The organism is Aeromonas sp. 604443 (assembly GCF_049170315.1).
Taxonomy (GTDB): Bacteria; Pseudomonadota; Gammaproteobacteria; order Enterobacterales; family Aeromonadaceae; genus Aeromonas; species Aeromonas veronii_A.
The window spans coordinates 121,750-142,238 of record NZ_JAAKMI010000005.1 but is presented as its reverse complement, the minus strand read 5'-3'; the positions used below and the strand labels follow the sequence as shown (position 1 = coordinate 142,238).

Annotated in this window: 21 protein-coding genes; 6 read left to right on the top strand and 15 right to left on the bottom strand. The window is 61.5% G+C overall.

From position 1 onward, the window contains the following. Positions 1–136 precede the first annotated feature (136 nt). Positions 137–619 carry a YMGG-like glycine zipper-containing protein gene (locus G5380_RS09630; RefSeq protein WP_421298831.1) on the top strand — a complete coding sequence of 161 codons (483 nt, stop codon included), beginning with the start codon at positions 137–139 and terminating at the stop codon, positions 617–619. 96 nt (positions 620–715) lie between these two features. Here G5380_RS09630 and G5380_RS09625 read toward each other — a convergent pair whose 3' ends face one another. From G5380_RS09625 to G5380_RS09605, 5 genes are all read right to left on the bottom strand, one after another. After that, positions 716–1,672, bottom strand: a complete 957-nt coding sequence (locus G5380_RS09625; protein ID WP_164536240.1) for a D-2-hydroxyacid dehydrogenase — start codon at positions 1,670–1,672, stop codon at positions 716–718. Between the two features lie 144 nt (positions 1,673–1,816). Further along, a complete protein-coding gene (locus G5380_RS09620; RefSeq protein WP_164536241.1) occupies positions 1,817–2,581 on the bottom strand; it encodes a DUF3530 family protein in 765 nt (254 codons plus the stop codon). 134 nt (positions 2,582–2,715) lie between these two features. Beyond that, positions 2,716–3,282 carry an elongation factor P gene (gene efp / locus G5380_RS09615; RefSeq protein ID WP_005362323.1) on the bottom strand — a complete coding sequence of 189 codons (567 nt, stop codon included), beginning with the start codon at positions 3,280–3,282 and terminating at the stop codon, positions 2,716–2,718. A gap of 45 nt (positions 3,283–3,327) precedes the next feature. Beyond that, a complete protein-coding gene (gene earP / locus G5380_RS09610) occupies positions 3,328–4,536 on the bottom strand; it encodes an elongation factor P maturation arginine rhamnosyltransferase EarP (protein WP_247823300.1) in 1,209 nt (402 codons plus the stop codon). A 96-nt stretch (positions 4,537–4,632) separates the two neighbouring features. Further along, the gene (locus G5380_RS09605) at positions 4,633–5,676 is read right to left on the bottom strand and encodes a GMP reductase (protein ID WP_005348017.1); all 1,044 of its coding nucleotides are present in this window, start codon (positions 5,674–5,676) and stop codon (positions 4,633–4,635) included. A 381-nt stretch (positions 5,677–6,057) separates the two neighbouring features. On the opposite strand from G5380_RS09605, the gene G5380_RS09600 reads away from it, so the two are divergent. Beyond that, positions 6,058–6,552, top strand: coding sequence for an ATP-dependent zinc protease (locus G5380_RS09600; RefSeq protein ID WP_081990717.1), 495 nt, complete (start codon positions 6,058–6,060; stop codon positions 6,550–6,552). A 38-nt stretch (positions 6,553–6,590) separates the two neighbouring features. Here the strand turns inward: G5380_RS09600 and G5380_RS09595 are convergent, their stop codons facing one another. The 7 genes from G5380_RS09595 to G5380_RS09565 all read right to left on the bottom strand — a co-directional run bounded on the left by G5380_RS09595 (position 6,591) and on the right by G5380_RS09565 (position 13,204). Continuing rightward, positions 6,591–8,027 (bottom strand): ATP-binding protein, encoded by a 1,437-nt coding sequence (locus G5380_RS09595; RefSeq protein ID WP_216950291.1) that lies wholly within the window; start codon positions 8,025–8,027, stop codon positions 6,591–6,593. Next, positions 8,024–8,710, bottom strand: a complete 687-nt coding sequence (locus G5380_RS09590) for a response regulator (protein ID WP_005335091.1) — start codon at positions 8,708–8,710, stop codon at positions 8,024–8,026. Before G5380_RS09590 ends, G5380_RS09595 begins: the two co-directional genes overlap by 4 nt. Before the next feature lie 130 nt (positions 8,711–8,840). Next, positions 8,841–9,473, bottom strand: coding sequence for a tetratricopeptide repeat protein (locus G5380_RS09585; protein WP_127005911.1), 633 nt, complete (start codon positions 9,471–9,473; stop codon positions 8,841–8,843). Position 9,474: 1 nt separating this feature from the next. Next, positions 9,475–10,344 (bottom strand): SDR family oxidoreductase, encoded by an 870-nt coding sequence (locus G5380_RS09580; protein ID WP_270817691.1) that lies wholly within the window; start codon positions 10,342–10,344, stop codon positions 9,475–9,477. Between the two features lie 42 nt (positions 10,345–10,386). Then, on the bottom strand, positions 10,387–11,040 hold the full coding sequence (locus G5380_RS09575) for a TenA family transcriptional regulator (RefSeq protein WP_421312778.1): 654 nt from the start codon (positions 11,038–11,040) through the stop codon (positions 10,387–10,389). Next, positions 11,037–12,533, bottom strand: a complete 1,497-nt coding sequence (locus G5380_RS09570) for an AMP-dependent synthetase/ligase (RefSeq protein WP_421352691.1) — start codon at positions 12,531–12,533, stop codon at positions 11,037–11,039. Before G5380_RS09570 ends, G5380_RS09575 begins: the two co-directional genes overlap by 4 nt. After that, the gene (locus G5380_RS09565; RefSeq protein WP_421312780.1) at positions 12,530–13,204 is read right to left on the bottom strand and encodes a thermostable hemolysin; all 675 of its coding nucleotides are present in this window, start codon (positions 13,202–13,204) and stop codon (positions 12,530–12,532) included. The genes G5380_RS09570 and G5380_RS09565 overlap by 4 nt, the downstream gene beginning before the upstream one ends. Positions 13,205–13,348: 144 nt before the next feature. On the opposite strand from G5380_RS09565, the gene G5380_RS09560 reads away from it, so the two are divergent. Then, a complete protein-coding gene (locus G5380_RS09560) occupies positions 13,349–13,996 on the top strand; it encodes a class I SAM-dependent methyltransferase (protein WP_421352690.1) in 648 nt (215 codons plus the stop codon). Positions 13,997–14,037: 41 nt separating this feature from the next. Here G5380_RS09560 and G5380_RS09555 read toward each other — a convergent pair whose 3' ends face one another. Both G5380_RS09555 and G5380_RS09550 read right to left on the bottom strand, forming a co-directional pair. After that, the gene (locus tag G5380_RS09555) at positions 14,038–15,426 is read right to left on the bottom strand and encodes an NAD(P)/FAD-dependent oxidoreductase (RefSeq protein ID WP_421352689.1); all 1,389 of its coding nucleotides are present in this window, start codon (positions 15,424–15,426) and stop codon (positions 14,038–14,040) included. A gap of 28 nt (positions 15,427–15,454) precedes the next feature. Next, on the bottom strand, positions 15,455–16,378 hold the full coding sequence (locus tag G5380_RS09550; RefSeq protein ID WP_421208792.1) for an ABC transporter six-transmembrane domain-containing protein: 924 nt from the start codon (positions 16,376–16,378) through the stop codon (positions 15,455–15,457). Positions 16,379–16,485: 107 nt separating this feature from the next. Between G5380_RS09550 and G5380_RS09545 the strand changes: the two genes are divergently transcribed. The 3 genes from G5380_RS09545 to G5380_RS09535 all read left to right on the top strand — a co-directional run bounded on the left by G5380_RS09545 (position 16,486) and on the right by G5380_RS09535 (position 19,255). Further along, the gene (locus tag G5380_RS09545; protein ID WP_151286109.1) at positions 16,486–17,079 is read left to right on the top strand and encodes a TetR/AcrR family transcriptional regulator; all 594 of its coding nucleotides are present in this window, start codon (positions 16,486–16,488) and stop codon (positions 17,077–17,079) included. Between the two features lie 108 nt (positions 17,080–17,187). Continuing rightward, positions 17,188–18,414, top strand: a complete 1,227-nt coding sequence (locus G5380_RS09540; RefSeq protein WP_421208791.1) for a winged helix-turn-helix domain-containing protein — start codon at positions 17,188–17,190, stop codon at positions 18,412–18,414. A gap of 91 nt (positions 18,415–18,505) precedes the next feature. Further along, entirely contained in the window at positions 18,506–19,255 is a 750-nt protein-coding gene (locus G5380_RS09535; RefSeq protein ID WP_103250772.1) for a substrate-binding periplasmic protein, read from the top strand. An 88-nt stretch (positions 19,256–19,343) separates the two neighbouring features. Here G5380_RS09535 and G5380_RS09530 read toward each other — a convergent pair whose 3' ends face one another. Then, positions 19,344–20,468 carry a M20 family metallopeptidase gene (locus G5380_RS09530; protein ID WP_128835120.1) on the bottom strand — a complete coding sequence of 375 codons (1,125 nt, stop codon included), beginning with the start codon at positions 20,466–20,468 and terminating at the stop codon, positions 19,344–19,346. Between the last annotated feature and the right edge of the window lie 21 nt (positions 20,469–20,489).

Sequence of the window (20,489 nt, the reverse complement as noted above, 5' to 3'; positions counted from 1 at the left end):
GTTGATTCTACTCTTCCTGTATTGGCTGTGACTGTACTGCCATCGACTGTCGCATCCCTGTTTTCTGCTGGCTGGCGAACCTGATAGCTCTTTGTATAGTGCTGCTGATTATTAATCAGGTTTGACAGGAGTATCCATGGATATGAGTACGCGTGGCATCGGTGCTCTGGCTCTGCTGGGGGCGTTATTGCTGGGCAGCACTGCGGCCCACGGTTCGGAAACTCTCAACACCATTCTCGGTGGCGGGGCGGGCGGGGTGGCGGGCACCATGATCGGCAAGGAGCTGGGTGGCGATACCGGTGCGCTGGTGGGGGCTGCGTTGGGCGGTGCTGCCGGTGGTGCGGCGACGGCCAACAAGGGCAACAAGAATGAAGCGGCCCTTGGCGGCGCGGTGGGGGCGCTGGGCGGTGCCGCCATCGGAAAGAGTGTCGGTGGTGATACCGGCCAGCTGATCGGCGCCGGGGTTGGTGGGGCGAGTGGCTCGGCCATCGGTGCCAAGACTGGCGATGGCCACCAGAGTCAGGATCGCTATTACGATGATGACGATGATCATCACCATCACAAGCACCACAAGAAGTACAAAAAGCATAAGAAGCACAGATGGCACGACGACAATTGATGCGTGTGCAGTGAGTGCGGAAGATGCAAAACGGGGCCTGTTGGTCCCGTTTTGCATGGTGTGGTCACTCGATTTTGCGGTTACTCGCTTGTGCGGTTACACCAGTCGGTGCTGACGGCGACCGGCGGCAAAGGCGTTGATGTTGTCGATCAGCTGATCGGCGAGACGCTGCATAGACTCCTCGCTGGCCCAGGCCACATGGGGGGTCAGAATGAAGTGAGGGTATTGCAGCGCCTTCATCAGGGGATGGTCGGGAGGCGGAGGTTCGACGCTCGCTACATCGAAACCGGCACCGCCGAGGCGGCCATTGGCCAGCGCTTGCAGCAGCGCCTCCTCATCCACCAGTCCGCCACGGCCGACGTTGATCAGCAGGGCTCCCGGTTTCATCAGATCCAGCTCCCGCTCGCCAATGAGGTTGCGGGTGTAGGGGGTGAGCGGGCAGTGCAGGCTGATGACGTCCGAGCTTTGCAGCAACTCGTCGAGGGGGAGGCGATCCTCGTCGTGGCTGGTGCCGACCTGGCTCTGGGCGTAACGCACTGTCATCCCCATCCCCTTGGCCCGCTCGCCGAGCGCCTGACCGAGCGTTCCTTTGCCGATGATGCCAAGCTGCTTGCCGTGCAGATCCATGATGTTGTGGTCGAAAAAGCAGAACTGGCCGCTCTGTTGCCAGCGCCCCTCCAGCAGCGACTGGCGCCAGCAGAAGAGGTTGCGCGACAGTGCCAGCATCAGCGCCATGGCGTGCTCCGGCACCGAGGGGCCCGAATAGTTGCGGATATTGCACACCCCGACGTTGGCGGCGTGGCACGCCTCCAGATCCACGTTGTCGCTGCCGGTGGCGGCGAGCGCTATGAGTTTGAGCTCCGGTAGCTGGGCCAGCTCGGCGGCGCCGATCCGTACTTTGTTGATGATGGCAATACTGGCATCTTTCAGCCGCTCGACTACCTGTTCCGGGGCCGTGCTGGGATAACTCTGCCAGTGGTGGGGGAAGTCGGGATGACGCAGGGTGATGCCCGCATCCAGGGTATCGCTGTCGAGAAATACGATTTGCTGCATGGTCCTTCCTGCCATTTTTCCGGTGTCGAGGGATCATGATGCCAAACAGGATACAGTCATTGCCAGCTCGCCGCTGTGTCATGGCTGGGCTTTATCCGGCAGATGTGAGCTTGCGCGCTTTATTGCGCCACGCTAGCGGCCGGTTTAGAGCCAGCCCAGATGGTTGAGCCAGCCCTGAATGCGGGTGGGGGTCTCCTCCAGCTCCATCAGGGCGTAGGGGCGATAGTTGAGCTTGTTGCTGCGCCGGCTCTCGCTTTTGCGGGCCTCGGCGGCCAGCAGTGGCCAGCGACCGCCATCCTCCTGATAGAGGTCCAGGGTGGGGATGGCCGCCTGAGCCACCTGTTTGGCCAGGGTCTGGTTGCTCTGCTGATTGGGGAAGAAGCCATCGAGCAGCACCAGCGCGTCGGGGGCGGGCAATTGTTCGCTGGCGATGAGATTGGCAGTCCAGGCGGCGCCGGTACCTTGCGCCAGGATCAGCTTGAAGCCCCCCTCCTGCAGCTTGGCATCGGCCAGCTTGCTGATCCGCTCGGCAAACTGCTTGCGAAACTCATCGCTGTTTTTCGCTTTTTTCTCGGCGGCTGGGTCCAGTTCGGTCTGCTGGGGGGAGGGCAGCAGCAGCAGGGTATCAAAGCCCAGTCGGCTGAGGGCGCGAGTCAGTTGCCAGAGTTGGCCGCTGCGCTGCCAGTCGGGCAGTAAAATGGCGAGCCCCAGATAGTTTTCACTGTCGTGTTTGGCGAACAGCACCGTCTGCTTGTCGATCTGGGTAGCATCGGGCAACCCTTTCCAGTCGCTGGCTTGCCAGTGGTCGAGGGGCATAGGTTCGGCAACGGGGGGGGCGACCTCGCTCGCCTCTGCCCCATGGCCAGCCAGCAAGGTCAATAACAGCAGTGATAAGGATAATCTGGCCATAGTGTGCTCCCCCGGTTATCTGGGTTAGCGGCGGCGGCGGGATTTTCTGAAGGCGGGCGGTGTGATGGCAACTCGGAGGCAATAAAAAAGCGAGCCGGTGGCTCGCTTTTTTGTAATCAATTCAAAGCGGTCAATTAGTTGACGCGACGCTTGAATTCGCCGGTGCGGGTATCGATTTCGATCTTGTCACCGATCTCTACGAAAGCGGCAACAGCCAGCTCGTAGGTAGTGCCTTTCAGACGGGCAGGCTTGGTCACTTTACCGGAGGTGTCGCCACGGGCAGCCGGCTCGGTGTACTCCACTTCACGCACGATGGTGGTCGGCAGTTCTACGGAGATGGCTTTCTCGTTGTAGAAAGTCACTTCGCAGATGTCTTCCATGCCGTCTACTAGGTAGTTCAGCACGTCACCCAGGTTGTCTTTCTCTACGTCGTACTGGTTGTACTCGGTGTCCATAAAGACATACAGGGGGTCGGAGAAGTAGGAGTAGGTGCACTCTTTACGTTCCAGCTGAACAACGTCCAGCTTGTCGTCGGCTTTGAAGACGGTCTCGGTGGCGCTGCCGTTCAGCAGGCCTTTCAGCTTCATTTTGACCACGGCGGAGTTACGGCCGGATTTGTTGAATTCAGCCTTCTGGACCACCATCGGCTCGGTGCCGATCATGACTACGTTACCAGCGCGGATTTCCTGAGCGGTTTTCATGTAAAAAATTCCTGTTCGTGAAACGGACGGATAAAAACTGCCAGATTATATACGGCTTTCCAGAAATTTCACCAACCTCGTGACGAGATCCCCATCCCGGAGCAGCTTCTGTGACCAGAGTCGCCCATGTTGCTGCCAAATCGCGCTGTATTGCGGCCATTGGGCCCAGAGTTCGCGGCAATCTTCACCACGGTTGAGAGCCAGATTGAAGCGGCGCAGCCATTGGGCGCAATCGGCAGGCAGATCAGCAAGATAGTGGTCGAGGAACTGCTCCAGCTTGACCAGATGGGCCTCCTCCTCCTGTTGGTAGATATGCCAGAGGAAAGGACGAGCCGCCCACTGGGCCCGCACGAAGGAGTCCTCCCCTCGCACCAGATTGAGATCGCAGCTCCACAGCAGTCGATCGTAACCAGCCTGATCGGTCATCGGCAGCAGCTTGATGCTGAGGTTGCCCGAGTGGAGCAGATCCCCCGCCTTGGCGGTGGTGATGGCATCTTCAAGGCTCGCGCCGCGCAGCACATCTTGCAGCGAGCGCCCCAGCGGCAGCAGCAGGGTGACGGGCGTGGCGCTCTGGCACCAGCTCTCGACCAGACTCTTCAGCGCATCGCTCTCGTAGGTAAAGAGGCTGACCCGCAGCTCGTGCTCTTGTCTGGGCGGCAAACCGAGGCTGGCCCAGTAGGCTGCCAGTCCCGCATCATCTTGCTGCCACTGCTCCCGTTCGGCGATGAGGTCGTGCTCGCATAAAAGGCCGCCGGTTTTAGCGGTAAAACCCGGGAAGAAGAAGTATTTGTTGAGGCTCTGGTTGCCAACCCGCTGGGGCGAGGCGAGGCCGTGGCAATCCTCGACCCAGCTCTCCGCCGAGAGGTACTCCAGATTGATCCAGCAGGGGGGCTTGGGTTGGCTCGCCATCAGTTCGGCCATTCGTTCAATGAAGGGGGCGGGCAGCTCGCAGGCAAAGGCCTCGATCACTACCCTGGCCGGGGTCATGTCGGTCGGCAGGGTATCATGCCAGTGCTGGATATAGATCCCATCGACCCACTGACCATCCTGCGCCGGGTCGAGCCCGGGGCAGATGCGGGCGAAACTTGCCAGATCGTCCACCCAAAGCCGCACCTGAACCTCATCGCCATGTGCCGCTATATTCCCCTCCCGCTTTAGCTGGCGGGCAAGTCGCCAGGTGACACCGATGTCGCCGAAGTTGTCGACGACGCAGCAGAAGATATCCCAGTCAAACGGGGGCAGGTGAGTGGTCATGGCTCGGGATCCCAGATGCAAAAAAACCGGTGCGCAGGGTAGCACACCGGTTGACTGGCTTCTAACCGTCAGCGCGTGACGGCGGTCTGTGGCAGGTTACTCCTTGCCGTAGACGTTGTTCTCTTGCTCGCGTACCCGGATAAAGGTGGTGCGCTTGGTGAGCTCTTTCAGCTGGCTGGCACCCACGTAGGTACAGGTGGAGCGAACGCCGCCCAGAATGTCGCGCACGGCGTTCTCGACCGGGCCGCGGTAGGGCAGCAGCACGGTTTTACCCTCGGAGGCGCGGTATTCGGCGACGCCGCCAGCGTGCTTGTCCATGGCGCTGGAGGAGCTCATGCCGTAGAACTTCATGAAAGGCTCACCGTCTACATCGACGATCTCGCCACCGCACTCCTCGTGGGCTGCCAGCATGCCGCCCAGCATCACGAAGTCGGCGCCGCCGCCGAAGGCTTTGGCGACGTCGCCCGGGCAGGTGCAGCCGCCGTCACCGACGATCTGGCCGCCGAGGCCGTGGGCCGCATCGGCACACTCGATGATGGCGGATAGCTGCGGATAGCCGACGCCGGTCTTGACTCGAGTGGTGCAGACCGAGCCCGGGCCGATGCCGACTTTGACGATGTCGGCGCCGGAGAGGATCAGCTCTTCGACCATCTCGCCAGTCACCACGTTGCCCGCCAGAATGACGTGGTTGGGGCAGGCTTCACGAATTTTGCGCACGAACTCGACGAAGTGTTCGGAGTAGCCGTTGGCCACGTCGACACAGATGAAGCGCAGCGCTTCGGACATGGCGAGGATCTGGCGGGTCTTGGCGAAATCTTCAGCCGAGGTGCCGGTGGAGACCATCACATGGCCCAGCAGCGCCGGGTCGGTCTCGTTGACGAAAGCTTGCCACTGCTCAAGGCTGTAGTGCTTGTGTACCGCGGTCATCATCTCGAAACCGGCCAGCGTGCGTGCCATGGCAAAGCTGCCGACGGTATCCATGTTGGCGGCGATAACGGGTACGCCTTGCCATTGGGTCTGAGTGTGTTTGAAGGTGAACTGACGGGTCAGGCTTACTTGGGAACGGCTCTTGAGAGTAGAGCGCTTGGGGCGGAACAGGACATCCTTGAAACCGAGCTTCAAGTCTTCTTCGATACGCATTACAAATTCCTTATTGAGCCTTGTTGAAAGTCACTTTTGCAGTGGCAAATTTTCGGCAGGCGCAAAAAAACCGGTGGTTTTCAGGCCCTCCGGTTTACAACAGTGTAGGCAAAAATCCCTTCAGAACAAGACTGATAATTCGCTCATTGTTGTGGTAGCCTTTGGCGTCACAACCTGAGGTTAACCACCAGTTTCATCCAGCACCGTTCGGTGCCTTGCTCTCCTGCGATATTCCCGCCCGCTTGGGCCGCCATTAGGCCACTCTTTGTCGTCTCTCTCCTGACCCGCCAGATATTATCCAAGTAGCTGAAATAAATCGGATTGACCCACAATGGGACTGTGGTAGATCTGGGCGCAGGATTGACAAGGCAGGGCAGTAAAATGGGCAAGATGATGGTGGGGATCACCCTGATGCTGGCACTGTGTGGCAGTGCGCTGGCAGAGACCCCGACCAGCTATGGCTGGATCGAGAAGGGACTTATTTTGCCCACCGGCGTGGCGGTGAAGATGAAACTCGACACCGGGGCGCTCACCTCTTCCCTCGATGCACGCTCTATCACCAGATTCAAACGGGATGGCAAGCCCTGGGTGCGCTTCATGTTGGTGGTGACCGATGCCGACAGCGGCAAACTGGTCAAGCAGCAGTTCGAACGGCGGGTCGAGCGCAGCGTGACGGTGCGTGGGGCGGGCGGCATGGAGCAGCGGCCAACGGTGACCATGTCCATCTGTCTGGGGGACAAGGTGTATGAGGAGTGGTTCACCCTGCGGGATCGCAGCAAGATGATCTATCCGGTGCTGCTGGGCCGACGTCTGCTGGCGGAGCTGGGCCCGGTGGACTCCAGTCGAACCTTTACCGTGCAGCCAGATTGTCATTGAAAGTAAAGAGCCCGCATCGCGGGCTCTTTACTTATCGCTTATCTTGCCGGCGGCAGCGGGAGCAGCACGCTCACCTCCAGCCCCCCTTTCGGCCGGTTGTGGACATCGAGGTCGGCGCCGTGCAACTGGGCGATGCGTGAGACGATGGCCATGCCGAGACCCACGCCATCCCCCTGCTGGGGATTGACCCGAAAGAAGCGTTCATACAACCGGGGCAAGGCGCTGGCGGGAATGCCGGGGCCATTGTCGCTCACATCCACCCTCACCCGATTGCCCTCTCGCTGAACCCGCACCCTGATCTCGCCCTCCGGCTGGGTGTAGCGCAGCGCATTGTCGATCAGGTTGCTAAACAGCAGTTCGAGCAGGGTGGCCTGCCCCATCACCAGCTGCGGCACTTCACACTCCAGCGACAGCTGCTGATCCTTCTTGAGCGCGATGGGGGCCAGGGTCGCCAGGGTGCCTTGCAGCAGGTGGCCCACCTCCAGCTCGGTCAATACCAGCCCCTGTTGGTTGTCGATACGAGCCTGGGTCAGCAGTTGGCGGATCAGCCGATCGCTGCGGTCTAGGGCTTGCAGCATCTTGTGCAGGGATTGCTGGCGGCTCACTTCATCTTCGGCAGCCAGGGCATTTTCACTGTGGATCCGCAGCACCGCCAGCGGGGTGCGCAGCTCGTGGGCCGCCTCGTTGGTAAACTGTTTCTCCCGCTCTATGGTCTCCGCCAGCGCCTGCATCAGCCGGTTGATCTCGTTGGTGAGGGGGGTCAGCTCCTGAGCGCTTATCTTGAGGCTGAGCGGGCTCAGGTTGGCGGGGTGACGTTCACTGATGGCCTGGGCCAGCTGACGCAGGGGGGCCAGCCCGCGGGTGATGAGCCACCAGAGCAGGGCCAGCAGGAAGGGCAGGGTGATCAGCAGCGGCAGCATGGTGAGGGTGGCCATCTTGCTGGCCAGTTCGCTGCGCTCGTCGTCCCGCTCGGCCACCACCAGCCAGGTCTGCTCCTGCTGGTTGTAGAGAGTGAAGGTGCGCCACTGGTGATTATCTTTTTCGACCGTGTCGAAGCCGATGGCCAGGGTGACCAGCGGCTGATCCGGGGCGCTGGGGGCGCGCAGCAGCAAGCCGCCCTTTTCATCGAGCAGCTGGAAGTAGAGATTGCGTTCGAACTCGTGGCCGTAGGGGGTGATCTCCCGATCTTCGCCGGTCAGGTTGAGGCTGGGATCTTTTTGCCACTCATCGGGGTTCTGCGCCTCCCACTCCTGATAGACGGTGCCGTTGGCGGGCAGTTGCCCCTGCTGGGCCATGTAGCGAGCAAGCAGCTGATTGGTGATGCGGGCCGACTGGGCGAGGCGGGCATCAAACAGCTCCTCCATTTCGTGGCTCGCCTCCATGTAGCCGATAAAGGCGCTGATGGTAAGACTCAGGCTCACCAGCGTCAGGATACCGGTGAGCAGAAAGCGGCGAATGGAGCGGGGACGTTTCATCGTGCGGGTGTCCGGCTTGGCTGTTCGAGCTGGGGAATGATGTAGCCGACCCCGCGAATATTGCGGATGAGGTCGCTGTAGAACTTCTTGCGCAGATGGTGGATATGCACCTCTACCGCGTTGCTCTCGGCCCCTTCATCCCAGCCGTAGAGGCTCTGTTGCAGCTGATCCTTGCTCAGCACCCGGCCGCTCTGGCTGATCAGCTCCTGCAGCAACTTGTATTCATGGGGGGTGAGTTTGACCGCTTCCCCCTGATAGGTGACCTGCTGGGATTCGGGATAGATGAGGATGTCGCCATACTCCAGTACCGCCTGAGCCTGCCCCTTGCTGCGACGAACCAGGGCGCGCAGGCGGGCGTTGAGCTCCTGCAGGGCGAAGGGCTTGACCATGTAGTCGTCGGAGCCGGCATCAAGGCCGACCACCCGATCGTCCAGCGCATCGCGGGCGGTGAGGATCAGCACCGGCAACTGGTGGCCTTCACGCCGCAACTTGCGCAGCAGGCTGAGGCCATCGATGTCGGGCAGGTTGAGATCGAGGATCAGGGCGGCGAACTCGTCGCTCTTGAGGGCTGCCAGAGCGGGCAACCCCTGTTGCAGCCAGTCCACCGTGTAGCCGCTATGGCGCAGTGCATCCTGCATACCATCCCCCAGCATCACATCATCTTCCACCAGCAGGATCCGCATTCTTTTCTCCCTGTTTGTTGGGTGTGGCGATCTGGCTCAGCGCCAGGGCGTGCCGTGGCATAAACAACCCTGCCCACCAGTATGCAAGCTGGTGGGCAGAGTTTAAATAGTTCTTTGATCCATCAGGGTTTTATAGCTTGGCCAGCCGATCGCGGATCTCCATTCTGCGCCCTTCGTCGGCCACTTCGCGACCCGGGCGGGCCGGGGCTGCCAGCGCCTTGTCGAGGTAGGTTTTGGCCTCGGCCTTGCGACCCTGATCCAGCAGGAAGTCACCGTAGAAAAAGTTGGGGTCGATGCCATCCGGATTGATGGCCAGCGCCTGCTTGAGCAGCTGTTCTGCCTTTTCGTCATCGCCAAAGCCGACCGGCCAGCCGGGCACCTGATAGTAGAGGGAGCCCAGACTGGTGTAGGCAGAGCCATCCAGCGCCTTGGGATCCTGCTTGAGCGCCAGCTCCAGCTTGGCCTTGGCCTCTTTCACCAGACCCAGTGCCCCCAGCCCCCCTTTGGCCCCCGCCCAGGTGCTCTTGACGATGGCAGACCAGATCAGCAGGTCGGCGCGAAAAGGCTCCTTGGCGCTGGCCGCTTCGGCCTGGGTGCTCAGGGTTTCGAGGCAGCTCTCTTTCGCCTTGCCGCTCTGTTGATACTGGCAGACGGCCCACTGTTGCTGGATGGGGATGAGGGCATCATCCGCGGCCATGACTGAGGTGGATCCCAGCAGGATGGCGATGGCACAAGAGGTCACTGATTGACGGAAAAAGTTCATATTAATGCTCCTTCTTGGTCGGGATCGGGCGGGACAAGTCTGGTTGTGGCGCACTGTTGGCGCCGGCATCAGTCGTCCCTGGCTGAAGATGACGGGCATAACGTTTGATGATCGGCAGCTGTCTGGCCAGCGCCTTGTCGACGATGCCGGGCAGCAGGGCATTGAGCCGCACGAACAGTTTTTCCGGCCAGCCGAGCCAGCTGCGGCGGGTTTCGTTGCACAGGGCGATGACCGCCTCTTCGGCCACCTCCTGCGGGCTGTCGGTCTGAGTGCCGAGCGCCGCATTCATCTCGTAAGCGGCCTCGGAGTTGAGCTTGGTGCGGGTGGCGCGGGGGGCAAAGTGCAGCACCTTGATACCACTCCCCTCCAGCTCCCGTCCCAGCGCTTCGCTAAAGCCGCGCAGGGCAAATTTGCTGGCGCAGTAGACGCTGTAACCGGGGTAGCCGATGCTGCCCAGGCTCGAGCCCATGTTCATGATGATCCCCGGCTTGCGCATGGTTGGCAGCAGGGCACGGGTGAGCTGGATGGGCGCCTCGATATTGAGCAGCAGCTGGCGCTCCACCTGCTCGAAGCTCTGATCTTCCAGCCAGGCAAACTGGTTGCAGCCAGCGTTGTTGATCAGGATGTCGATCCCGTCCTCCAGCGCAGGGTGTTGCAACAGCTTGGCCCGCTCCTGCGCAGAGCCGAGGTCGGCGAGCACCACCTGATGGCGCTCGGGGTGGGGCAGTGACTTGCACAGCCGCTCCAGTGCCGGCCCGCGACGACCGTGCAGCAGCAGGTGTGCCCCTTGGGCGGCCAGCTCCTGCGCCAGCTCCTCACCTATGCCACCGCTGGCGCCGGTGAGCAGCACGAGTTTCCCTTCAAGGTTCATGGTGTGGGTTCCCTTTTTGCTGTCTGCTGATCCGCTGCCAACTTACGGTGTGGCGGTGAGGTTGTAGAGCATCTCGCCATAGAGGCGGTAGACCACCTTGGCCCCGTGGATGATGGCCGCCTGATCTGCCGGGCTATCGACCTTATCCATCAAGGATTCAAAGAACTTGAGGTGCTCCTGATCCAGGGCGCCGTGGGAACTCAGGTAGCTCATCGCCTGGGGTGGCAGGCCGAGACCCTTTTTCAGCTGGTCGGCGACGGTGAGGGCGATGGCGACGCTGGTGCCTTCCAGCACCTGTACCATGCCGAAGAAGCCCATGGGGTTGCCGCGCTGGATCTGGTCGTAGAGGAAAGCGACCATCAGCTCGATGGGCAGCCCGGGCTGGCCGTGGCGCACCGCCTCGGCATCACCGCCACAGGCGCGGATATCGTTGAGGATCCACTCCTGATGGCCATACTCCTCGTCGATGTATTCGGCAATGGCGCCGCGCACCCACTCGTACTCCTGACCCAGCTTGCCGCCGGTTGCCATCAGGAGTGGAACTGTGTGGCGCACGTGGTAGTAGGCCTGCGCCAGAAAGGCGAGATAGGTGTCACGGCTGATATCGCCACGGCGACAGGCTTCGATAATGGGGGCGTTGAACAGATGCTCACGCTCACTGGCAGTGGCTTGTTGCAGAGTCTGGTAGAAGCTCATGACGATTCTCCTGTAAGGCATTGGCTGATTTGCCGGGAAAAGTGTTGGTAAATCTCGTTGCGACGGGGGCGCCCGTTGGCGGTCAGCAGCCCGGGATGTTGATCCAGCGCCACCGGCAACCAGTGGTGCAGCCGGGCATAATCGGGCAGCCGCTGGTTCAGGCCTGCGATCTGGCGGGGCAGATCCGCCTCTTTGCCCGGCAGGGGCTGGATCAGCGCCACGTTGGCAGGCTGACCATCGCCAAAGACCACGATGCGGGCGATGGCGGGGCAGAGCTGGGCCTCGGCTTCCACCCACTCTGGCGAGAAGTTGCGGCCAAAGGCGGTGATCTGGACATTCTTCTTGCGCCCGGTGATATGGAGGTAGCCCTCATCATCAAGATGACCCAAATCGCCTGTGGCGATCTGCATGGCAGAAGGTTCGCCGGTGGCGATCTGTTTGGGAGTTGGTTCGTTGCTGCCGAGATAGCCCAGCATGGCACTGCCGCTCACCATAATTTCGCCGTCGCTGGCGATGGTGACCTGACAGTGGGGCAGGGGGCGGCCGACGCTGCCTGGCTTGTCAGCATCCGTGCTGTTGAGTGCCACCACGGAGCCACACTCCGAGAGGCCATACCCCTCATATACCGGCAGGCCGAGCTGGCGGGCGTGTTTGATCAGGTCGGGGGCCACCTTGCCGCCACCGACGGCAATAAAGCGCAGGCTCTTGAGCTGTTGGGCCAGCGTCGGGGTGTTGGTGCAGAGCGCCAGCAGCAGGCGCAGCAGTTCGGGCACCAGCACCAGACTATGGGTCGACCAGCGCAGCAGCGCTTCCCCCAGCGTGGCTGGATTGAGCGAACTGGAGCCGGTGAAACCGAGCTCCCCGAGAGATGGAATGCGGCTGCAGGCGCCGGTCAGCAGCGGCACATAGAGGCCGGTGAGGTTCTCAAGCAGGGTCGCCAGCGGCAGCAGGGTCAGGTGTTTTTCCACCTTGGCTGGTGCGACCCGCTCGGCCAGCGCATGGCTCACCGCCATCATTTGGCTCAGTGACAGGCAGACGCCCTTGGGCTGGCCCGTGGTGCCGGAGGTGTAGGTGATCTTGGCGGTACCCTTGGGCAGCGCCGGTCGATTGGCTGGTGCGTGGCGCCAGAGCGGCAGCTCGCCGGTGATCAGCGAGAGCGGCTCGGCGGCATGCCACCCCTGATGATATGGGCCGACCAGCGCATCGGCACCGCTGCTCTCCAGCAACCAGGCCTGCTGGGCCTGACTGAAGAAGTGGGGCACCGGGATCACCACGATACCGGCGCGGGTGCAGGCGAGATCCAGCAGCGCCCAGGGCAGGCCGTTGTCCAGTTGCAGCGCCAGACGGCTGATGTCGAGCTGTTGCAGCTGGCTGGCCAGACGCTGGATCTGTTGCCACAGGGTCTGGTAATCGAGACGCTGCTGGCTGCTCAGCAGCGCTGGGGATTGCGGATCCTCGTGGGCATGTTTGGCGATGGCGTCGAACAGGCTCATTGGGCGCACCTTTTTTGATGGGTCTGGTTATCACTGCTCTCGCTGGTCTCGTCAAACAGGGTTGGCATGGGGGCTAGCAGATTGAGCAGCAGACTGCGCTGGGCGAGCACCTCGCGCCCCTGATTGATGTCACCCACCATCACCTTGGGTTGGCAGCGGTAGTACTCACCCCAGGCGTCGGCGTCGGCTCCCACCTGATGGGCCTGTGCAGGGGCCAGCTCCACCGGGTTGAGTTGCAGGCGGGCAAAGCTGTTGCGCAGCTTGGCAGTGCCGGTAAAGACCACGTAGTCGAGGGCGTTTTCACACAGCAGACGACACAGGGCCGCGAACATCAGGCGGGCATTGCCCGGTTCGCTGCAGGCCAGATTGCCCACTTCGATAATGCGGTTGCGTGCCGGATAGACTCCTAGGCGGGTGTTGATGGCGGCCTCGATGGGTTGCTCCAGATACTGCTCCAGATAGAGAGGCCCCTCACTGGCATGATTGAGACCACAGGCACCGACCAGCGTCCCATCCGCCCGATATAGCCCCAGCAGACAGGGGAGAAAATGGGGGATGCGGGCGTTGAACTCGAGGGTGTAGGCGGCCTGGATATAGGTTTGCAGCGCCATGACCTGCTGCGGGGACTTGGCTAGCTGCAATCGGTAGGGGGCCTGGATCTCGATGGTCATGGGTGACTCCTTCTCTTGCGATGGTTTGAGAGTAAAAGGGCAAACTTAAGAAACCCTTAAGGAGCAAAAAAAGTTGTCAGCGAGGCAGCCTGCAGGCAATCTGCGCCGCTGTTATCCAACAGGAATCCCCCAAGAGGAATCGCCATGTCATCCACCGTCAGCTGCCCCCTGTGTGCCAGCCATCGCAGTTATCCCCTGCCGGTGGCGGGCAAACGCTATCATCGCTGCCTCGCGTGCGAGCTGGTCTGGCTGGATCAGGCGGATCATCTGGATGAGGTGGCGGAGAAGGCGGTCTATGACGGTCACGACAATCGGGTAGATGATCCCCGTTATCGCACTTTTTTGATGCGGGCTTTTGGCGAAGTGCTGGCGCGGGTGCCGCTACCTGCCAGTGGTCTCGATTTTGGCTGCGGTCCCGGCCCTGCGCTGGTGGCGATGGGACGCGAGGCGGGTTACCAGATGGCGGGGTATGACAAGTTCTACGCCGATTTTCCAGAGTTGCTGACGCGTCAGTATGACTTCATCACCAGTACCGAGGTGATCGAGCATATCGCCGAGCCGCGCACGGTGCTGGCGCAGTTGTGGGATTGCCTCAAGCCCGGTGGCCTGCTGGTGTTGCAGACCCAGCGGGTGCTCGGTGACGAGCGGTTTAAAAACTGGCGCTATCGCCACGACCCGACCCACATCGTCTTCTTTGCCGAGGCATCGTTTCAGGTGTTGGCCGCCAGCTGGCAGGCCGAACTTAGCTTCCCCCACGCCGATGTGGCGGTATTGCAAAAAGGCACGCCCTGAGGCGTGCCTTCGTCTGTTACTCGTCGGGTTCTTGCTCGGCGCTATTCCTTGTAGCCCTTGTCCTGCCACTGGTAGTACATCAGGGCAGATTTGACGCCGATTGACTTGAACGGCTCCGGCGGCAGCCACATCGGCAGACTCTGCTCGGCATGGTTGAACCAGGGGTGCTCCTTGCCTTGGTAGAGGCTGGCCACGATGTCGCCAAACAGGAAGGAGAGGTTGATGCCGTGGCCGTTGTAGCCGAGGGCGTAGTAGATGTTCTTGTGATCCCCCATTACCCCCACCGCTTCGGTGCTGTCGCCGGTCATGCCGAGCACCCCGTCCCACACCTGCTCAAACTTGATCCCCCTGAGGGCCGGATAGAGGGTCACCAGCTCGCTCATCATCATCTCGCTGACCCGATTGAGGTCGCCCTTGTAGTTGAGGCCGTCGTTGAAGACGTACTCGGCATTGCCGCCACCGATGACGATGCGGTTATCCGGGGTCAATACCAGATGGAACAGGATGTTGCGGGTGTCGTAGTAGGGCACCCGACTCTGCCACTGGATGGCGGCCAGCTGTTTTTTGGTAAGCGGCTCGGTGACTGCGCTCTGGGCGTGCACCGGAAAGACCCGGCCGCTGAAGTAGCCAAGTTTTGAGGTATAGCCGTTGGTCGCCAGCACTATGCTGTCGGCGGTCACCTTGTACTTGTCGGCCACATTTAGCTCGATCTGCTTGCCCTCCTTGATCCCCATTACCGGGCTCTGTTCGTAGATGGTAACGCCCGCCTGCTCCACCGCCTTGCGCAGGGCATTGACCAGTTTCATGGCGTGTACCTGACCGCCATTGGGGTCATATACCGCCCCCACGTAGCGATCGGTGCCGAGTTTTTCCTCTGTGGTATCGGCGTTCCAGTACTGGAGCGGGATGCCGAGGCGATTGGCGGTTTTCACATAGTCGCGGTACTCGGGGATATCCTCCTCATCGAGGATCGCCTCCACATAGCCATCGAGCTTGAGGTCGGCCTCGACGCCGGTTGAGGTGACCAGCGCCTGCAGCTTGCGCATGCTGGCGACGGTGAGATCGTAGTGGCGCTTGCTCGCTTCCCCCTCTTCGTAGAGGTCCATCACCTCGGAGCCCGGCAACACCATGCCGCCGTTGCGGCCCGAGGCGCCGCTGCCCACCTGCTTGGCCTCGAAGATGGCGATCTTGAGCGACGGATTGGCCTTGGCCAGATGCCAGGCGCTGGAGAGGCCGCTGTAGCCGCCACCTATGATGGCGATATCGACCTTCAGGTCTTGCGCCAGCGGGGCACTCTCCTCTGCCGGTTGCTCCTTGAACCAGTAGCTGGTGTTGGGCTCAAAGTCGCTCATCTTGGGGCCGCAGGCGGCGAGGAAGAAACAGCTGATGCACATGGTCAACGCTCGTTGGCAAAGGGTGGTCGGATTCATCTTCTACTCCGGTTGCAGATACAAAATATCAAATCAGTTCATCGGGTTGGGCTGTGTTGACCCGGCGACCTATGTCTCTCAGCCGGGCCAGCTGATCGGCAAGGCCGGGCCCCTCATCCAGGCTGGTGACAAAGTTCCAGAGGTAGGTCATCACAGCATAGACATGGCCTGCCGAGACCTGGGGCTGGGCCATCAGCATGGTGATGGCCAGCAGGAACAGCAGGGAGGCGCTGATGCCGACCGCCAGAAAGGCGAGTGCCTCCCGATCCGAAATCCGGATGCGGATCCAGGCCAGCGCGCGGTAGTGGCGGGCGAGGCTGGCTGATTGGGCATGGGTGACCAGTTTGACCTCGTGTTCCAGCCGATCGTTGAGCCGCTCGTGCAGCAGCTGGTTCTTGCGCGAAAAGCCGGGCAGCAGCAGGCCGAACAGCAGCAATACCCCCATGCAAGCGATGCCGACCCAGAACTCGATCACCATCAGCATCACGGCCGCCCCGACGATGGAGATCAGGCTGGTGGCCAGGATCGGGATATGTTTCTCGAAGAAGTCGACAAACTCCCGCGCCAGGGTGACCCTCGCCACTATGGTGGATTGCCCCTCCTGCTGCTGGCGCTGGGTCAGGATCACCGGCACCGCCAGTGCCGCATAGATATGGGTAAAGGTGCGGGTATCGACCGCCCGGCGCAGGGCGCCGATGAGCCAGAACAGCAGCACGATCAGGGCGTAGCTCGAGGCCTGCAGCCACTGGCCCTTGACGATGGCGTCGATGGCAAAGCCGGCGAATAGGGGATAGACCACCAGCAGGATGTTTTCGAGGGCCACCAGCGAGAAGGTGCCCGCTAGCTTGAGGGGATTGGCCCGCGCAATCGCCCCCAGCGAACGACCGGCCGAGTGTGGCAACGGCGTGGCCTGCTCGTCGCAACTGGCTGCCGAAGTGGTTGGTGTTGTCATGGGTTATCTCCTAAGATGTCGGAAACGCTAAGTTTGAGCGAGTGCTCAAAGTTTGTTTGAGCGACTGCTCAAAGTCAAGCAGATCGATTGATATTGCAGGAGGTCAGATGGCACGCCCATCAGCAGAACAGCGCAAAGAGATGATCATCGAGGCCGTACTGGCCCTGTTTCGAGAGAAGGGGATGGCGGCATCGTCAACCCGTGATATTGCCGAGCGCACCGGTCTGGCGCGCAGCCACGTCTACCACTACTTCAAGGATTGGAAGGAGCTCTGCCTCTGCGCCGTGGAGCGCTTCACCAGTCAGGAGATCGCCGAGCAGCGGGAGTGGCTGTTGCCGCTGCCGGCCCGCGAAGCGTTGCCGCTCTTTGTGCGGGACAACCTGCCGACCAGTCAGGATGCCTCCTGGGCCATCTATCTGGATGCCTGGAACGAGTCACTGCGCGACCCGGTATTTGCCGAGAGCTACCGCAAAATCATTCTGGCGTGGCGCGAGGTGCTGGAGCAGATCCTGCAAAAGGGGATCGACAGCGGCGAGTTTGTGGCGGGCGATGCCCGGCGACTGGCGCGTCAGATCACCTCGCTCATCAACGGCTATGCCGATGACCTTATTCTGGAGCCGACCCCCGAGACGGTAGAGGCCACTTATCAAGAGATCATGCTGGTGGTCAATCAGCTGGTCTTGCCCCCGGCCCACTCATAGCGGCGCAGGCAAAAAAAGGGTGGGGAGGCATGCCAGCGTGGTGTCTCCCACGGTTTTGTTGGCCATCCGCCGGGCGCGCGATGGTCAGATACCAGGGAGCGGTTGTTGATGTCGATTACCCATTTGTCACTGCAAGATGCCCGTCATCTGCAACTGGCGGCGCAAGGGCTGCTCGCCCCCCGTCGCAGCAAGGCGACTCCGGCCGATCTGCTGGCCACCATTCGCCGCATGGCGCTGCTGCAGATCGATACTATTTCGGTGGTGGCCCGTAGCCCCTATCTGGTGCTGTTCAGCCGGCTTGGCCAGTATGAACCGCGTTGGTTGGAGCAGCTGTTGGCCGACGGCGAGATCTTCGAATATTGGGCCCACGAGGCCTGCTTTGTGCCCCGCGAGGATTATCGGCTGTTGCGCCACCGGATGCTCGACCCCGTCGCCATGGGCTGGAAGTTTTCGGCCAACTGGCTCACCACCCATCAGCAGGAGATCGACCGGCTTATCGAGCGCATTCGTCAGCATGGTCCGGTGCGGGCGGCCGACTTTGAGCGCACAACCGGCAAGGGGAATGGCTGGTGGGACTGGAAGCCGGAGAAGCGCCATCTGGAGGTATTGTTTACCACCGGTCAGCTGATGGTGCGGGAGCGACGCAACTTTCAGCGTGTCTATGACCTGGCCGAACGGGTCATCCCCGAGTGGCGTGACGAGCGGGATCTGCCGAGCGTTGAGCAGGCGCAGCGGGATATGGTGCGCGCCAGCTGCCGGGCGCTGGGGCTGGTCAAAACTGGCTGGGTTGCGGACTACTACCGGCTGCGGCGCGGCAAATATGACGCCTTGCTCCATCAACTGGCGGACGAGGGTGAACTGTTGCCGGTACGAGTGGAGGGGGGGCAGCACGGCGCCTTTGTGCACGCCTCGCTGGCCGATGAGCTGGCAAGGGCACAGGCGGGCACCCTCAAGGCAACCCATACCACCGCCTTGTCGCCGTTTGACCCGCTGGTGTGGGATCGCAAGCGAGCCAAGGATCTGTTCAACTTCGACTATCGCATCGAGTGTTATACCCCGGCCCCCAAGCGCCAATACGGTTACTTCGTGTTGCCCTTGCTCCATCGTGGCAAGCTGGTGGGCAGGATGGATGCCAAGGCCCATCGCCAGCAGGGGATCTTCGAGATCAAGAGCCTCTATCTGGAAGCTGGTGTGAGAGTGACCCGCACGCTTGCACAGGATCTGGCGAAAGCCCTGCAAAAGTTGGCTGATTGGCACCAGACACCGCAGCTTCGTTATGGTGCCATTCCGGCCAATTTGCTGGCGTTGTGGCATGAAAGCGCCCCTGCAAAGTGAGCAAAATCCCTTCTGGGCTAAGCTGCAAGAGGGATCAACAGTCCGGGAGCGGGAGATGAAACGAGTGGCAACATGGTGGGCGGGATTGGCGATGGCCATCTTGTCCCCCGCGCTATGGGGGCAAGAGCCGCCAGTGAAGATCTGTCTGGGGGAGGGCAACGAGTGGGCCCCCTTTACCTACTGGGAGCGCAAGGACGGTGTGCCCGATACCAGCCGCCTGACCGGTTCGGCGACGACGCTGGTGCTCGATGCATTGCAACAGAGCGGGCTCTCGCACCAGATCCGCTATCTGCCCTGGGCGCGGGTGCAGCAGGAGCTGGCGGATTATCGCCAGAATGGTCTGTGCGAGCTGACCTGGGATGCCAGCTACAAGCCGGAGCGGGCCGAGTTTGCCTTCTACAGCGTTCCCCTCTACTACACCCACCTCGGTTTCTTCTATCTCAAGCGCCGCTACCCCGAACCGCCGGATCTGCAGACGGTCAATCGTTCCCGGGTGTGCGGGGTGATTGGCTACAACTACACCCCCTACGGGCTTGCGCAGGAGCCACGCCGGGTCAAACAGTTGCAGCAGGCGCTCGACATGCTGGAGCGGGATCGCTGCGACTTTCTGCCAAGCGAAATCGAACCTCTGGTGGCAGGCATCAGCCTTGGCATTTACCGCAGCGAGAGCGGGTTGCTCAATCTCGCCCTGCCCAGCCGCAAGGGATTCTATCTGCTAGTGAGCAAGGGCTCCCCCCGCGGTCACCAGCTGGTGAACATCCTCAATCAGTCGCTGGTGGCATTTCAGGAAGGGGGGCATACGGATGAGGTGATGCGCCGCTTCTTGCCACCAATGGAGTAATAGCGAAGGGGGGCTGTCATTCAGGAGGAGCAGATAAACAGAGGGCCAGCCGGTACAAACCGGCTGGCCCTTTTTACGTGAGAGGCTGTCAGGCCGCCAGACGGGTCAGTACCTTCACCAGCAGCTCGATGCGCGGGGCTATGCTGGCCAGATCCAGATACTCCTCGTCACTGTGGAAACCGGCACCGATAGGGCCCAGACCATCCAGAGTGGGGATGCCGAGGGCTGCGGTCAGGTTGGCATCGGAGCCGCCACCCACCTCTTGCCAGCTGATCGGCAGCCCCAGTTCGGCGCCACACTCCTCCACCAGCTGCATCAGTGCCTGGGTGCCCTCTGACGGCACCATGGCCGGTTTGTGGGCCTCGCGGGTCAGCTGGATGGTGACGCCGTCCAGATGGGGACGCTCGGCCAGGGTCAGCAGATGATCGTCGATCTGGTGGTACTCCTGATTGTCCCAGAAACGGACGTCTACCACGGCGCTGGCATGGGCCGGCACTATGTTGGCGCCGTTGCCCCCCTCGACGATGCCGATGTTGAGGGTGGTGCCGCTCTCGAAGTTGGTCAGTGCATTGATGGCGAGGATCCAGTGACCCAGCTCGGTGATGGCGCTGCGCCCCTTCTGCGGCTCGTTGCCCGCGTGGGCCGCCTTGCCGGTGAAGTCGATGCGATAACGGGCCATCCCTTTGCGCGCCTTGACCAGCGAGCCATCGGCGCGGGCCGCTTCGGCCACCAGCACCTGCTTTGCCTGTTTGGCCACCGTTGCCAGCCAGTCGCTGGAGTGGAGGGAGCCAATCTCCTCATCCGGGTTCATGCAGACGCAGATGCTCAGGCGATCGCGCACCTCGCGGGGCAGTTCACGCAGGGCATAGACGATGTTGAGCAGGCCGGATTTCATGTCGGAGACACCGGGGCCGTAAGCGCGCTCACCATCGATGCTCATCGGGCGGGCAGCGGCGGTACCGAGGGGGAAGACGGTATCCATATGGCCGATCAGCATTACATCGATCTGCGCCGCATCAGGCTGGTTGCGGATCTCCAGTCCCACCCCGGCTGCGCCACAGTCGACCCGCTTGATCTGCCAGCCGCCCATCGCCTCATATTTGGCAGCCATCAGGTCGGCCACTGCCGCAATGCCCGGCTGGTGCAGGGATCCGCAATCCAGATTGATCAGCGGGGCCAGTTCGGTCAGGTATTGATCCAGAGAAAAAGTCATTGCTTGCTCCACTATCAGGTT

Excerpts from the sequence above, each read along its gene's own strand:
- G5380_RS09590 (WP_005335091.1), bottom strand. The coding sequence starts at position 8,710 with ATGCGGATCCTGCTGGTGGAAGATGATGTGATGCTGGGGGATGGTATG.
- G5380_RS09620 (WP_164536241.1), bottom strand. The coding sequence starts at position 2,581 with ATGGCCAGATTATCCTTATCACTGCTGTTATTGACCTTGCTGGCTGGC.
- G5380_RS09575 (WP_421312778.1), bottom strand. The coding sequence starts at position 11,040 with ATGAGCTTCTACCAGACTCTGCAACAAGCCACTGCCAGTGAGCGTGAG.
- G5380_RS09630 (WP_421298831.1), top strand. The coding sequence starts at position 137 with ATGGATATGAGTACGCGTGGCATCGGTGCTCTGGCTCTGCTGGGGGCG.
- G5380_RS09570 (WP_421352691.1), bottom strand. The coding sequence starts at position 12,533 with ATGAGCCTGTTCGACGCCATCGCCAAACATGCCCACGAGGATCCGCAA.
- efp (WP_005362323.1), bottom strand. The coding sequence starts at position 3,282 with ATGAAAACCGCTCAGGAAATCCGCGCTGGTAACGTAGTCATGATCGGC.
- G5380_RS09565 (WP_421312780.1), bottom strand. The coding sequence starts at position 13,204 with ATGACCATCGAGATCCAGGCCCCCTACCGATTGCAGCTAGCCAAGTCC.
- G5380_RS09540 (WP_421208791.1), top strand. The coding sequence starts at position 17,188 with ATGTCGATTACCCATTTGTCACTGCAAGATGCCCGTCATCTGCAACTG.
- G5380_RS09580 (WP_270817691.1), bottom strand. The coding sequence starts at position 10,344 with ATGAACCTTGAAGGGAAACTCGTGCTGCTCACCGGCGCCAGCGGTGGC.
- G5380_RS09555 (WP_421352689.1), bottom strand. The coding sequence starts at position 15,426 with ATGAATCCGACCACCCTTTGCCAACGAGCGTTGACCATGTGCATCAGC.
- G5380_RS09545 (WP_151286109.1), top strand. The coding sequence starts at position 16,486 with ATGGCACGCCCATCAGCAGAACAGCGCAAAGAGATGATCATCGAGGCC.
- G5380_RS09585 (WP_127005911.1), bottom strand. The coding sequence starts at position 9,473 with ATGAACTTTTTCCGTCAATCAGTGACCTCTTGTGCCATCGCCATCCTG.
- G5380_RS09625 (WP_164536240.1), bottom strand. The coding sequence starts at position 1,672 with ATGCAGCAAATCGTATTTCTCGACAGCGATACCCTGGATGCGGGCATC.
- G5380_RS09600 (WP_081990717.1), top strand. The coding sequence starts at position 6,058 with ATGGGCAAGATGATGGTGGGGATCACCCTGATGCTGGCACTGTGTGGC.
- G5380_RS09605 (WP_005348017.1), bottom strand. The coding sequence starts at position 5,676 with ATGCGTATCGAAGAAGACTTGAAGCTCGGTTTCAAGGATGTCCTGTTC.
- G5380_RS09595 (WP_216950291.1), bottom strand. The coding sequence starts at position 8,027 with ATGAAACGTCCCCGCTCCATTCGCCGCTTTCTGCTCACCGGTATCCTG.
- G5380_RS09530 (WP_128835120.1), bottom strand. The coding sequence starts at position 20,468 with ATGACTTTTTCTCTGGATCAATACCTGACCGAACTGGCCCCGCTGATC.
- G5380_RS09535 (WP_103250772.1), top strand. The coding sequence starts at position 18,506 with ATGGCCATCTTGTCCCCCGCGCTATGGGGGCAAGAGCCGCCAGTGAAG.
- G5380_RS09560 (WP_421352690.1), top strand. The coding sequence starts at position 13,349 with ATGTCATCCACCGTCAGCTGCCCCCTGTGTGCCAGCCATCGCAGTTAT.
- G5380_RS09550 (WP_421208792.1), bottom strand. The coding sequence starts at position 16,378 with ATGACAACACCAACCACTTCGGCAGCCAGTTGCGACGAGCAGGCCACG.
- earP (WP_247823300.1), bottom strand. The coding sequence starts at position 4,536 with ATGACCACTCACCTGCCCCCGTTTGACTGGGATATCTTCTGCTGCGTC.